The 13083-nt window shown below is 67.4% G+C and carries 11 protein-coding genes; 10 read left to right on the forward strand and 1 reads right to left on the reverse strand.

What is annotated here, in order from left to right; translation table 11 throughout:
- Positions 1-38: 38 nt before the first annotated feature.
- From ACSFA2_RS24490 to ACSFA2_RS24535, 10 genes are all read left to right on the forward strand, one after another.
- Positions 39-3404 carry a PAS domain S-box protein gene (locus ACSFA2_RS24490; protein ID WP_435457935.1) on the forward strand — a complete coding sequence of 1122 codons (3366 nt, stop codon included), beginning with the start codon at positions 39-41 and terminating at the stop codon, positions 3402-3404.
- Between the two features lie 51 nt (positions 3405-3455).
- Positions 3456-4157, forward strand: coding sequence for a response regulator transcription factor (locus tag ACSFA2_RS24495; RefSeq protein WP_435457936.1), 702 nt, complete (start codon positions 3456-3458; stop codon positions 4155-4157).
- A 196-nt stretch (positions 4158-4353) separates the two neighbouring features.
- Complete coding sequence (locus ACSFA2_RS24500; protein WP_435457971.1) at positions 4354-6072, forward strand: methyl-accepting chemotaxis protein; 1719 nt, start codon at positions 4354-4356, stop codon at positions 6070-6072.
- Between the two features lie 82 nt (positions 6073-6154).
- Complete coding sequence (locus tag ACSFA2_RS24505) at positions 6155-6454, forward strand: hypothetical protein (RefSeq protein WP_435457937.1); 300 nt, start codon at positions 6155-6157, stop codon at positions 6452-6454.
- Positions 6451-6765 carry a flagellar transcriptional regulator FlhD gene (locus tag ACSFA2_RS24510; RefSeq protein WP_435457938.1) on the forward strand — a complete coding sequence of 105 codons (315 nt, stop codon included), beginning with the start codon at positions 6451-6453 and terminating at the stop codon, positions 6763-6765. Before ACSFA2_RS24505 ends, ACSFA2_RS24510 begins: the two co-directional genes overlap by 4 nt.
- Positions 6766-6826: 61 nt before the next feature.
- A complete protein-coding gene (locus ACSFA2_RS24515) occupies positions 6827-9262 on the forward strand; it encodes a TonB-dependent hemoglobin/transferrin/lactoferrin family receptor (protein WP_435457939.1) in 2436 nt (811 codons plus the stop codon).
- Between the two features lie 34 nt (positions 9263-9296).
- Positions 9297-9833 carry an EF-hand domain-containing protein gene (locus ACSFA2_RS24520; protein WP_435457940.1) on the forward strand — a complete coding sequence of 179 codons (537 nt, stop codon included), beginning with the start codon at positions 9297-9299 and terminating at the stop codon, positions 9831-9833.
- Complete coding sequence (locus ACSFA2_RS24525) at positions 9823-10350, forward strand: DUF2271 domain-containing protein (RefSeq protein ID WP_435457941.1); 528 nt, start codon at positions 9823-9825, stop codon at positions 10348-10350. Before ACSFA2_RS24520 ends, ACSFA2_RS24525 begins: the two co-directional genes overlap by 11 nt.
- Before the next feature lie 66 nt (positions 10351-10416).
- Positions 10417-11334, forward strand: coding sequence for a hypothetical protein (locus tag ACSFA2_RS24530; RefSeq protein ID WP_435457942.1), 918 nt, complete (start codon positions 10417-10419; stop codon positions 11332-11334).
- A gap of 132 nt (positions 11335-11466) precedes the next feature.
- Complete coding sequence (locus tag ACSFA2_RS24535; protein WP_435457943.1) at positions 11467-11790, forward strand: hypothetical protein; 324 nt, start codon at positions 11467-11469, stop codon at positions 11788-11790.
- 27 nt (positions 11791-11817) lie between these two features.
- On the opposite strand, the gene hmpA is transcribed toward ACSFA2_RS24535, so the two are convergent.
- Complete coding sequence (gene hmpA, locus ACSFA2_RS24540; RefSeq protein ID WP_435457944.1) at positions 11818-13026, reverse strand: NO-inducible flavohemoprotein; 1209 nt, start codon at positions 13024-13026, stop codon at positions 11818-11820.
- Positions 13027-13083 lie beyond the last annotated feature (57 nt).

Consider the following 13083-nt stretch of genomic DNA (forward strand, 5'->3'; position numbering starts at 1 on the left):
GGACGACGGTGGAGCCTCTGCGAGATCGCTGTTTTTCGATGAACACCGCGAAAGACCTGGTCGACAAGGCGGTGGGTGCCCGTGTCCGGCGGTTTCGAGCGATCTGCATCTTGCTCGGCGCCACGGTGCTTGCCGTCGGGATGGGCGAAATATTCATCGATTGGCAGGCATCGGAGGACGAAGCGGTCGAATCCCAGGCCATGTACGCGCGCGTGGCCGAAGGGCAACTCGCCACCACGTTGGACGTGGTTGAAAGCAACTTGCGAAGGACGCGAGACGCGGTCGAGCCGTGGCCCGCCGACGCCGATCCGGTGGTCAGCCATCGCCTGCTGGTGGATGCGGTGCGCGGGCAGCCCGTGCTCCGGAGCATGTCGGTGCTGGACGGAAACGGTCGGGTGCTGGCCAGTTCGAATACGCAGAACGTCGATGCCGTCGTTGCGCTCAGCGCACTCGGTGGCATCTCGGCGAGTGCCGAAGGTCGCGTCGGTCCGCCTTTCGCGGCACGCGATCTGCGACAGCTCGCCGATGGTGGCGTGCAGCCCGCTGGCGACGCCGGGCTGCCGCTGGTCATGACGACCTGGGGGCAGGCACGCGCGCCCATGCTGCTCGTGGCGGTGCTCGATCCAGGTCGGCTGGCGTCGGAGCAACGCCTTCTCCTCGGTGACGCCGCCCTCCGGGCGGCCGTCATCTCGGCCGACGGACAACTGGTGTCGGCCGGGAGCGGCGTGCCGCTGAACGTTGCAAGCAGGTCGGCGGGATTGACGGCACTGAGCCGTGCAGGCACAGGCGCCGGGCAGGGAACGTACATCGACAAGGGCTTCGACGGCGAGCCCGCCGTGGGGGCATACCGCCGGCTCCGTGCCTGGCCACTGCTCGTGGTCGTCGAGCGGCCGTACGCCGAAGTCTGGGAGGCGTTGGGGGTGCAACTCTGGTGGGCCGTGGCAGGAGCCGTTGCCTCGCTGGCGTGCATCGCGATGGGGTACCTGCTGGTGCACAGGGGGCATGCCAACGAGCTGGCGGCGCACAGAAAAGTCGCCGGGCTGCTGGCACAGGCGGCCGCCAACGAACAGCGCTGGCAGTTCGCGCTGGAAGGCGCGGGCGATGGCCTCTGGGACTGGAATCTCGTCACGAACGACTTCCACCATTCGGTCCGCGCCTTGTCGATGCTGGGCTACGCCGAGGGAGAAGTGGGTGGGCGGCAGGAGGACTGGGCTGCATTGATTCATCCGCAGGACGTCGTCCGTGTGCGCGCGGCACGGATGGCGCACCTCGAAGGCAAGACGCCGCTCGTGCACGAGGAGATGCGCGTGCGGTGCAAGGACGGCAGCTGGAAGCAGATCCTCACGCGCGGCATGGTCACGCAGCGCGACGCAGAAGGCCGGCCTGCACGGATGACGGGAACCCTGACCGACGTGACGGAGCAGCGCGCCGCGGAAGCGGCGCTGGCGATGAGCCAGGCGAGGCGCGAGGCCGTCCTCCAGAGTTCGCTGGACGCCATCATCACGATCGACGACGACGCGCTGATCGTGGATTTCAACGCCGCGGCCGAGGCCATGTTCGAGCGGCGGCGTGCGGATGTGTTGCAGCAGCCCCTGCACGATCTGCTGCTGCCGCCCGAACAGCGCGGACCCTTCCTGCGCGCCGTGCGGCGCTTCAAGCGAACGGCGGATTCGCCCTTGCTGAACCGCCGGCTGGAGGCGGCTGCGGTCCGGGCCGACGGTTCGGTTTTTCCGATCGAGTTCAGCATGGTGGCGGTCAAGGTGGGCGACCGGCAATGGTTCACCGCCACGATGCACGACATCTCCGAGCGAAAGCGGGTGGAACGTGCGCTCAGGGACAGCGAGGCGCGCGCGCTCAACATCTTCGAGCAGGCCGCCGTGGGGGTGATCCAGCAGGCCGCCGATCGACGTTTTCTCCGGGTCAATCAGACCCTGTGCCGGATGTTGCAGTACACGAACGACGAGTTCATGCGCATGACGCCCGACGACCTGATCCATCCCGACGATGTCACGGCAGGCGTGGAGGGCGTGTCCAGGTTCGCGCGCGGAGAGATCAGCAGCTTCGTGCAGGAGAAGCGGATTCGTCGCAAGGACGGCAGCTACATCTGGGTGCGCCTGACCGCCTCCATCGGGCACGACGCACCGGGCCAGCCCTTCTACGTGATCGGGATCGTGGAAGACATCCAGGCCCAGAAGATGGTGCAGCACGAACTCGATGCGGCGCGCCGGCGCGAGGCGCAATTCGCCGTCCGTGTGCAGCAGGAACTGCTGGTGACGCCTGCACGGTCGGCGCTGCCCTGCGTATGGCTGAGCAACTACACCCGCCCGTCCGACGGCGTCGATGGCGACTTCTTCGAGTTGCTTCAACCAGGTCCCCACTGCGTGGATCTCATCGTCGGCGACGTGATGGGAAAAGGGGTCAACGCGGCCCTGATGGGCGCGGCGGTCAAGATGCAGCTGGCGCGCTCGCTGATCGAACTCATGACGACGGATGCCGGAGGCCTGGGCGTGGCCCCCGAACCGGCGCGAATCCTGACGGCGGTGCACGACGCGATGACGCCGCATCTTCAGGCGCTCGACGCGTTCGTGACGCTGTGCTACGTGCGCATCGACCGACGTGCCGGGACTTTGACCTGGGCCGGATGCGGTCACGAGGAGCCGGTTCTGGCGACCGCCGACGGTGCATCGATCACGCTGCATAACCAGCAGCCTCCGCTGGGCGTGCTCGACGACGCCTGCTTCCACCAGGACACCCTGCCTGCAGGGCCGGGCGACTGCCTGCTGATGCATTCGGACGGCGTGTCGGATGCGATCGACGCGCAAGGGGAGCGCGTCGGTTCCGCACGCGTACGACAGACCTTCCTTCGGCTGGCGCGCAGCCACGTCGCGCCGGGGGCGGTGCTCCAGCTTCTGCGTCACGACATGTTGAACGGCGCCACGCTCACCGACGACACGACGCTGCTGGTCGCACGCATTTGCGCGCTCGACGACTACACCCGGCTCGACCTAGCATGCGATACGGCGTCGTTGCCGGCGCTGCGCCGGCTGGTGGAGACGCAGGCCCGCGCGGCGTCTGTGGGCGAGATCGACCGGGGCCTGTTCGCCGTGGCCGTCACGGAGGTGTTCACCAACATCGTCCGGCACGCCACCGGTCTGCTCGATGGCGCGTCGATCGAAGTGTTCGCGCATCGCGGCAAAGAGCGCCTGACGATCGAACTGGTTCACGTGGGCGACCCCTTCAGCCCCCCTTCGGAGCTTCCCCCGACCCACTTCGAGACCTTGCCTGAGGGCGGCTTCGGTCTGGCGATCATCTGGAAGGCGGCCGACCAGGTGGTGTACGACCATCACGCCGGCGTGAATACCACGCGCCTGTCGATCGGCGCGGACCGGGCCCTCAAGCATTGATGAGGGATTCCGATCATTGGTTTGTTGGCCGTTGTTTCACTAAACTGAACGATGCACATCGCTCTGGTCGAAGACGACGACGATCAGCGTGAGTTGCTCGAACTCTGGCTCACCGGCGACGGTCGGAACACGGTGGCGTCTTTCGGCACGGCAGCTGCCCTGTGCGCGTCGCTGGCCACCGGGCGATTCGACATCCTCATCCTCGACTGGTTTCTACCGGATGCGACCGGCGCGCAGGTGCTGGACTGGGTGCGACAGCATCTGAGCGGCGCGCTTCCCGTCATCGTGGTTACGGCAAGGGAGGACGAGGCGACCGTCGTCGCCGCGCTCGCCGCGGGGGCCGACGACTACGTCGTCAAGCCGCCGAAACCCCTGGAACTGCTCGCGCGCATCGAAGCCGTGGTCCGGCGCGCGCAGCCGTCGGGCACGCTGGTCCTGCGCGTGGGCGTGTATGAGATCGACATCGCTCAGCGCCGCCTGTTCGTGGACAACGTACCGGTGGCGCTGACGCAGAAGGAGTTCGACCTCGCGGTGTACGTCTTCCAGAACCCCGCGAAGCTCTTCACCCGCGATCACCTTCTCAGCAGAATCTGGGGCCTGGACGCCGACATCGACACCCGCACGGTCGACACCCATGTCAGCCGATTGCGCAAGAAGCTCAGGCTCGACGGTTCGACCGGCTGGAAGCTGGCCTCGGTCCACGGCGTGGGGTACCGGTTCGATCGCGCCGAGAGTTTCGTCGAGCCGGGCTGAGCGGGGCCCCTCCCGCACGTGCAAGACGTGTTGCGTGCCACGGAGAAGACAGCCCGTCGGTGTGAAAGAAATCACGGCGACGCAGATGCGCCGGCGAGTTTGCATTTCGATCACAAGTCCGTTGTCGTGCCGTCGTTCAATCGCATGCACCACGACCACTCCCTCATCGCATCACGGCCTCGGCAAGAACAACATCATGAAAACATTTGTCTTCGGTATCGCGCAACGGCTCTATGCGTTCTCGTTCGTTCTGATCGCCACCATGGTCGTTCTGGCGGTCATGGCATGGAGCCAGTTGTCGAACGTCGAGGCGATTGCCAAGAGCACGGGCAGCGTTCGCGTACAGCAACTGCAGCGCATCGCCAGCACGGAACTGAGCGTGTCGCAGATGGGGTTCTGGGTGCGGGAGGCCATGCTGGCGCGCGACAAGACCACCAGGGATGCGGCGCTCGGACACCTGGAGACGCTGAAGCGGGTCATCGACGCGAACGACGCGGCGTTCATGAACGACACGCCGCCGTCTGCCCGCGCTGCCTTCGGCATCTGGGGGGCCCTGGAGAACGAGTATTGGCCGATGCAGGCCCATCTGATCAAACGGGTTCAGGCAGAGCAGCTCGACGAGGCGCGGAAGTTGCAGGTCGAGCAGACCGGCCCGACGCTGCTTCGTCTGACCAAATGGCTGGGCGAGGAGCGCAAGCGCCAGGAAGACATCCTGAAGTCGGAGCTGGCAGACGTCGTGGCGGCTGCGGCCAAGACGCGCATGGAACTGCTGGTGCTTTCCGCATTCATTGCAGCAGGCCTGATGGCCCTCGCTTTCTATCTGTCCATGTTGCTGCGTCGTCGGGTGGCGACTTCCCTGGCGGTGGCGGATCGGGTGCGCGACGGCAATCTTTCCACCGAGGTGGTGGATCTGGCGCGCGACGAGTTCAGTCCACTGCTGGCGGCATTGAGTGCCATGCAGGCCTCCCTCAAGGGCGTGGTCACCACGGTGCGCGAGAACGCACGCACCGTGGCGACGGCCTCGGGTGAGATTTCTGCCGGCAATCAAGATCTGTCGTCGCGTACCGAACAGCAGGCCAGTTCGCTCGAGCAGACGGCAGCCTCGATGGAGGAGCTGACCTCGACCGTCAAGCAGAACGCCGACAACGCACGCCAGGCCAATCAACTGGCCGTATCGGCATCGGAAGTCGCCGTGCGTGGCGGCAGCGTGGTCAGCCAGGTGGTCGGCACCATGAGCGCGATCAACGCGTCGAGCAAGAAGATCGTCGACATCATCGCGGTCATCGACGGCATCGCCTTCCAGACGAACATCCTGGCCCTGAATGCGGCGGTCGAAGCGGCGCGTGCCGGCGAACAGGGCCGCGGTTTCGCGGTGGTCGCCTCCGAAGTGCGCAGCCTGGCGCAGCGCTCGGCGGCAGCGGCCAAGGAAATCAAGACCCTCATCGACGACTCGGTCAGCAAGGTCGGTGCAGGCAGCGAGCAGGTGAGCGAAGCAGGCCGCACGATGGACGAGATCGTCGGCAGCGTCCGCCGCGTCACCGACATCATGGGCGAGATCACCGCAGCCAGCCACGAGCAGACGCAGGGCATCGAGCAGATCAACCAGGCGATCTCGCAGATGGACCAGGTGACGCAGCAGAACGCTGCCCTGGTGGAGCAGGCCGCCGCGGCTTCGGGCGCGTTGCAGGAGCAGGCCATGGGCTTGGTCGAGGCTGTCAGTGTCTTCAACCTCGGCACTGCCGATGACGGGCATGCTGTCTCCACGACACCTGCGCGCCGCGTCTCGGGTGTGGTCTCAGGCACGTCGAAAAAGCAGACGCCCAAGCCGCTTTCACCGACGCCAAGCACGCGTCGACTTCTGACGCCAGCCACCCAGCCTTCGAAGAACGAGTCGGCAGAGTGGGCGGAGTTCTGAGCGCTACGCGCCACTGGTCGTTCAGTCATTCACACGGGCAATTGCGCCGACGTTTCGGTCGGGCGGCCCAAGGCAACACAAGATGATCACCCCCTCCAAGCACACGATGACCATGGGACCGACATTCTCACAATGGGAGCACCTGACGAACGAGTACCGACAAGGGCTGGAGGCGCTGCGCCGCGGCGACACCAGCGGTTCGAAGCAAATGATGCGACTCGCGCGTGAGATTCAGCTACTCGGTTTGCGCTGCAGCGATCCATTGCACATGGCCCAGCCGACCGATTGGTCCGCTTCGCAGATGGAAGCGCTGGCGCCGCAAACCGTGCGGCCCAGCGTGGGCCAACGCTTCGCACGCATCTTCTCGACGATGCAGGCATGAGCACCGACAGTGCCTGCGATTCGTCGGCCACTGAATCGCCCTCACTGCCATGGGCTGGCGTGGACATGGACAGGGGTGAGCCCGATCTGGCCTACCTCCTGACGGCGCAGATGCTGGTGAGGAGGGACAAGGCCGCAGCGATGTCCCGGCTCGGCATCCGTCTCGAGTTGGCCGAGCTGCTGGAACAGCTGTCGCCGCGCCAGATAGCCCGTATCGCCGCATTGCGATGGCTGTGCGACCTGTCATTGGCCGACATCGGCGCGCGCGAGTGTCCCGACCCACCGCATCGCATTGCTACAATTTGCGACTGAAGCCAGATGTTTCCTTGTCAGGAGGTCCAGCGAGACGACCCTCTTGACTTAAGGCAAACGCATGACTTCGTTCAGCGCCCTGGCCATGGCCAGCCGCGACCCTGGTGCCGCTCGCGCACCATCCGCCCCCTCTCTCCGATTCCCCCGACGCCGTGTCAGCCTGGTGGCCCTCGCCATCCAGGCCCTCCTGTGGCAGGCGGCGCCGGCGTTCTCGCAAACCGCGCAGACCACGCCGCAGCGGCCCGCCGCCAGCACCTCGCCAGACAGCAAGGAAACGCTTGCCGAAGTCAAGGTGACCGCCGATGCGCTGCGCCAGGAAGCCGGCACGCGCACCGTCATCACGCAGGAGGACATCGAGAAGACCGGTGCCACCGGCATGGGCGACGTGATGCGCTACCAGCCGCTGGTGGAAGCGCCCGGCACGGTCACCGGCAGCACGCGCGGGGCGAGCCGCTATGACCGCAGCGGGACCACCGGCTACAACATCCGCGGCATCGAAGGCAATCGCATCGGCCTGGACGTCGATGGCATCGAGATGCCCGACGCCATCAGCCGCGCACCGCTGACCAACCGCGCGCAGGACGGCACCTTCGGCATGGGCCGCGACTTCATCGACCCGGACATCTATTCGGCGGTCGACATCCAGTCGGGCACGACCAATTCGCAGCGCACGGCGGGCGGCATCGGCGGCGTGGTGAGCTTCCGGAGCAAGTCGCCGGAAGACTACGTGAACGAGAACAAGCCGCTCTACTTCGGCGGCAAGCTGGGCTACAACGAGGCCAACAGTGCCTGGACCCAAGCCGTGACGGCGGCAGGACTGTCGGGCGACTACGCCGGCATCCTCAGCTACGTGCGCCGCGATGGCCATGAGACGAAGAACAACAGCGACATCGTCAACAGCTACCCCGAGGACTGGCACTCGGACGCACTGCTGCTCAAGGGCAGCGTGCGCGTGAACGCGCAGCACAAGCTCGAGATTGGCGCCGACCTCTACCGCAAGCAGAACGACAGCAGCTTCGAGGCCTGGAACACCGCCGCCACCGCCGTGACCGGCACGTCGACGCAGAACGCCCAGACCGAGCGCAAGACTTTCCACCTGGCCCACACCTGGACGCCCGGCGCCGGTGGCCTGGTGGACCTGCTGAACACCCGCGTGTACCTGCAGGACACGGACATGGACGACGTGACCGACACGTTGACCTTCGCCACGCGCACCACGCCGCGCAGCACGGCGCGAGACATCTCGCAGAACACCACGCGCCAGGTGGGCTTTTCCAGCGTCGGCGAGAAACGCCTGGACAACCACCTGCTGAAGTTCGGCGTGAACTACTCGCAGACCAAGAACGAGCACCCGTTCTCCTCGACGTCGGATTCGTCGACGCAACAGCCTTTCCCCGACACCACCACCGACCGGGCCGGCCTCTTCCTCGAGGACACCATCGACTTCCAGGTCGGCGGCAGGCGCCTGGCCGTGGTGCCGGGTCTGCGCGTGGACCGGGTCAAGCCCAGCATCCGCAATGCGGACAGCTTCGGCAACAGCCGCATCACCGCAGCGCAGCTGGAGACGATGTACGGCAGCACGTCGGGGACTACCATCGCCAGCCCGAGCCTGGCCGTGCTCTACGACATCCAGCCGACGCTGACCGCCTACGCGCAATGGAAGCGCAGCGGCCGCGCACCCACCAACAGCGAAGTCTTCGGCTACTGGAACGGCGGCGGCGGCACCTATGCGCTGGTCGGCAACAAGGACCTCAAGAAAGAGACGAGCGATTCCTTCGACATGGGGCTGAAGGGCTCGCCGACGCCGGGCGTGGTGTTCAACAGCTCGGTCTTCTACACGCGCTACAAGGACTTCATTTCCTACACGCGGTACACGCGTGCGAACACCCCGGCGTTGTTCACCAACATCCAGTCGAACCTCAGCATCCTGTACCAGGCCAGCAACCGCGACGAGGCGACCATCTACGGCACGGAGCTGAGCGCGCGGCTCGAGCACGGCACCTGGTCGCCCGCTGCGAAGGGCATCTACAGCACCTGGGCGCTGGGCTACAGCAAGGGCAATTCGAAGTCCAACTTCGCCGGCGACAAGAAGGTGGACCTGGACTCCGTCCAACCGGCCAAGGCCATCATCGGCGTGGGCTACGACGCCCCGGAAAAAGCCTGGGGCCTGAACCTCACCGGTGTCTTCGTGAAGGGCAAGCAGGCCGTCGCGACCAACCGCCAGGCCTTCAGCAACGACCCCGGCGTCACGCTCACCGATTCGACGACCGAACAGTTCCGCGTGCCCGGCTTTGCCCGCTTCGACCTGTCCGCCTACTGGCGCCTGACCAAGAACATGCGCCTGGCCGGCGGCATCTACAACCTGGGCGACAAGCGGTACTGGGCCTACAGCAATGCCCGCAGCCTGCAGCCGTCGTCGGCCCAGGACCGTCGCCAGATCGAGCTCTCCACGGCGCCGGGGCGGACCTTCGCAGTCAGCCTGAACGTCGACTTTTGACACCCACCGATCCACCCACCCAAGGACCATCACCATGAAGACGCTTCACACGACCCTTCTCGCCGCAGCGGCCACCGTGCTGCTGTCGGCCTGTGCCGGCAACGCGCCAGCCACATCCACGCCGGGGGCGCAGGCCGCAGCCGCGGGCCAGCCCGCGCGACCGGCCGGCGGGCACGGCCTGGACCCCTTCCTCGGCAGCTACGACACCAACCGCGACGGCGTCGTCACGCGCGCCGAGTTCGACGCCGTCCGCGTGCAGCGCTTCCGTTCCGGCGACAAGAACGGCGACGGCGTGCTGAGCGAAGACGAATACGTTGCCGAGTTCGAGGGGCGCCTGAAGCGCCAGTACTTCGACGAAGGACGCCAGCCCGACAAGGCGTACGAGAACAGCATCAAGCAGGCGCACGTGCGCTTCGGCATTGTCAACCGCGCGCGCGACGGCAAGTTCACGGCGGCCGAAGATGCGGCCATCGCGGACAAGACCTTCAAGGGCCTGGACACCAACAACGACGGCAGCGTGTCCAAGGCGGACCCGCAGCGCCCGCCTCAGGCGCGCGGCAATGACAGCTAGAACCAGCCCCTGGCTGGGTGCGGTGGCGTTGGCCTGGGCGACCGGGCCCGCGGCGGCGGCGTCGCTCACGCTGCAGCTCACCTTGCCCGAAGTGGCCGCGGCGTCGTACTACCGCCCCTACCTGGCGGCATGGGTCGAGAAAGCCGACGACAGCAAGGCGGCGATGGGCACGCTGGCCGTCTGGTACGACACGCGCCTGCGCGACAACCAGGGCCGGGGCTGGCTGCGCAACCTGCGCACCTGGTGGCGCGCCGGCGGCGAGCAGTTGGCGCTGCCCGTCGACGGCGTCACCGGCGCCACGCGGCCGGTCGGCACGCATGCGCTGCATTTCGCCGGTGCGACGGGCGCGCTGGCGGCGCTGCCGGCAGGGCGCTACCAACTCGCCGTGGAGGTGGCGCGGGAGCAGGGCGGCCGCGAACTGCTGCGCGTGCCTTTCGAGTGGGGCGGCGCAGCCAATGCGGCGCAGGCCAAAGGCGAGAAGGAGTTGGGTCAGGTGACGGTGAACGTCGACCCGTGAGGGCGTTCGTCTTTTGCCACCCGCCGGCGCTCGCATCGAGGGCGTCTTTTCGCTAACCTTCTGCCGATGATTGCCTTTGCCCTGCAGCGCGCGGCGGTCGGTGCGCCCATCGGTCCGCCGCCGCCTGCGCCGGACCTCCCGGTCCCGCCCAGCCCTCAAATCCCGCCGATGCCGCCCCCGGAAGGGGATCCGCCCGTCGTGGTGCCGCCCGTGACCGACCCCGGCAAGCCGGCGCCGGTGATCGAACCGCCGCCCGGCGACATCGTGCTGGGCCGTGCCCATGCACGGCGCCTGCGCGACATCTACCGCTCGGCCGGCTGGCCCTGCGGCGACCCGGTGGAGGTCGATCTGCTCGCCGCCGGGCTGCTGGAGCGCCAGCGATCGGCCTTTGGCCACGAAACGCTGCGGGTGACCGACCGCGGCATCGACCACATCGCCAGCTCGCTCGTCGTGAACCGGGCGGCGCTGTCGGCGCACGAAGCCCTGGTCGAGCAGGTGGCGCGCGAGATGACGCGCAGCGGCCGCATCGCCTGGCGCGGGCTGAGCCTGCGCGCCCGGCTGCCAGCAGCGGAGGAGGGCGGCAAGGCGCGCTGGTGCATCGCGCGGCCCGACGTGTTTTCGATCCGCAACACCAGCGTCGAGGCCTATGCGCAACCCATCGTCCACGAGATCAAGGTGCGGCGTGCCGACCTGATGGCCGATCTGCGCAAGCCCGACAAGCGCGCGGCCTACCTCGACCTGGGCGGCGAGTGCTGGTACGTGCTCGGGCCAGACGCCCGTGGCCGCCCCATCGCCACGCCGGAGGAAATCCCGGTGGAATGCGGCGTGCTGATGCTCGAGGGCGGGCGCCTCGTCGTGGCGCGGTCGGCCGTGCACCGGGCGCAGCCGCGCATGCCCTTCGGCGTCTGGATGGCGTTGGCCAAGGCCCAGCCCCTGGCAGGCTTCGACGAAGACGCCCAGGGACTGCTCTGCGGCGAGGGCTGAAAACGACCGCTTCGTCGTCGCTTCGCGCCGTCTGTCGGATGGGCTTGCGCGAATTGCTTCGAAATGTAAGATCGCCGGCCCGTCCGCGACGGTGCGGCAACGACGCCGCCAATTGCCAGGAGCTGCCCCGCCATGCAACCGGTTCTCGAGTTCATCCAGCGCCACGAGCGTTCGTACACCTACAGCGTCCGTGCGCCGCACAAGAGCACGGTGCACAGGGAGGCGTGCTACGTGGACCGCGGACTGACGTCGCTCGCCGCCTGTGTGTTCGATGCGGCTCAGGCGCTCAGCCACAACTTCCCCCGCGCCCATGTCCGCTACCAGGGGCTGTGCATGGGCGAGATCGAGGTCAGCCGGCTACGCGCCTGTTCTGAATTCATCGCCCAGCAGTTGAAGGCCGAGTACGCGCGGCGCTCCGTGCCCGAGTCGGCGGTGCCCATCGCCGCGGCCGGCTGAGCCAGGCGGCCGGCGCGCCGCCTTTCTTTATTCGAGTGCCGACGCGGGCCCGAAGAATTCGTAGCGCACCTGCCGGTCGGGCACGCCCAGCGTGCGCAGCGAGCGCTGCACCTGCTGCATGAACGGCTTCGGCCCGAGGAAATAGGCGTCGATGTCGCGCACGCCTTCGGTCGCAGCCGGCAGCCACTGCGCCAACGAAGCCGCGTCGATCCGGCCGACGGCATGCGGCGCCACCTCCACGTCGTCGGCGGCCGGCGCTTCGTCGTAGCAATAGAAGCGCTCGAACTGCGGATGCTGGTGGGCCAGCGCGTCGATGGCGCGGCGGAAGGCATGCACCTTGTGCGAGCGGGCGCAATGGATGAAGCGCACCGGCCGCGACGGCGTCCGGGCCAGCGCCGTCTCGAGCATGGCCAGCGTCGGCGTGATGCCGACACCGCCGCTGATCAGCACCAGCGGCCGCTCGCTGTCGGCCAGCGTGAAGCCGCCCGACGGCGGGAACAGCTCGACCACGCTGCCGACCTGCACCTGGTCATGCAGATGGGTCGACACCAGCCCGCCGGGCTCGCGCTTCACGCTGATGCGGTAGCTGCGGCCGTTCGGCGCGGCGGACAGCGAATAGTTGCGGCGCGTTTCCTGCCCGTTCACGTCGAGCCGCAGGCCGATGTACTGGCCGGGCGCGAAGTCGAGCACCGGCTGGCCGTCGACCGGTTCGAGGTAGAAGGACGTGATCTCGGCGCTCTCTGCCTCCTTGCGGGCCACGCGGAAGGCCCGCCCGCCGCGCCATCCGCCCGGCGCCGCCGCCTTGCGGTCGTACTCGGCCGCCTCGGCGCCGATCAGGATGTCGGCGAGCTGCCCATAGGCGGCCGCCCAGGCCTCGATCACCGCGTCGGTCGCGACCTCGGCGCCCAGCACCTCGCGGATCGCGCGCAGCAGGCAGGCGCCCACGATCGGGTAGTGCTCGGGCAGGATCTGCAACGCCACGTGCTTCTGCACGATCTGCGTCGCCAGGTCGCCCAGCGCTTCGAGCCGGTCGATGTTCTTCGCGTACATCAGCACCCCGTTGGCCAGGGCGCGCGGCTGCTCGCCGCTGATCTGATTGGCCTGGTTGAAGAGCGGGCGCACCTCGGGGTGCTCGTCGAGCAGGATCCGGTAGAAGTGCGTGGTCAAGGCTTCGCCTCCGGTTTCCAGCAAGGGGACGGTGGCGGTGACGATGGCTTTGTGCGCGGCGCTCAGCATGGGAATCCTTCGAAGGTGGCGTAGGGCTTTCTCTTTGCAATCGTCGTTCCAGCCTTG

Source organism: Variovorax cryoconiti (genome assembly GCF_051216395.1).
Taxonomy (GTDB): domain Bacteria; phylum Pseudomonadota; class Gammaproteobacteria; order Burkholderiales; family Burkholderiaceae_C; genus Variovorax.

Excerpts from the sequence above, each read along its gene's own strand:
- ACSFA2_RS24490 (WP_435457935.1), top strand. The coding sequence starts at position 39 with ATGAACACCGCGAAAGACCTGGTCGACAAGGCGGTGGGTGCCCGTGTC.
- ACSFA2_RS24495 (WP_435457936.1), top strand. The coding sequence starts at position 3,456 with ATGCACATCGCTCTGGTCGAAGACGACGACGATCAGCGTGAGTTGCTC.
- ACSFA2_RS24500 (WP_435457971.1), top strand. The coding sequence starts at position 4,354 with ATGAAAACATTTGTCTTCGGTATCGCGCAACGGCTCTATGCGTTCTCG.
- ACSFA2_RS24505 (WP_435457937.1), top strand. The coding sequence starts at position 6,155 with ATGATCACCCCCTCCAAGCACACGATGACCATGGGACCGACATTCTCA.
- ACSFA2_RS24510 (WP_435457938.1), top strand. The coding sequence starts at position 6,451 with ATGAGCACCGACAGTGCCTGCGATTCGTCGGCCACTGAATCGCCCTCA.
- ACSFA2_RS24515 (WP_435457939.1), top strand. The coding sequence starts at position 6,827 with ATGACTTCGTTCAGCGCCCTGGCCATGGCCAGCCGCGACCCTGGTGCC.
- ACSFA2_RS24520 (WP_435457940.1), top strand. The coding sequence starts at position 9,297 with ATGAAGACGCTTCACACGACCCTTCTCGCCGCAGCGGCCACCGTGCTG.
- ACSFA2_RS24525 (WP_435457941.1), top strand. The coding sequence starts at position 9,823 with ATGACAGCTAGAACCAGCCCCTGGCTGGGTGCGGTGGCGTTGGCCTGG.
- ACSFA2_RS24530 (WP_435457942.1), top strand. The coding sequence starts at position 10,417 with ATGATTGCCTTTGCCCTGCAGCGCGCGGCGGTCGGTGCGCCCATCGGT.
- ACSFA2_RS24535 (WP_435457943.1), top strand. The coding sequence starts at position 11,467 with ATGCAACCGGTTCTCGAGTTCATCCAGCGCCACGAGCGTTCGTACACC.
- hmpA (WP_435457944.1), bottom strand. The coding sequence starts at position 13,026 with ATGCTGAGCGCCGCGCACAAAGCCATCGTCACCGCCACCGTCCCCTTG.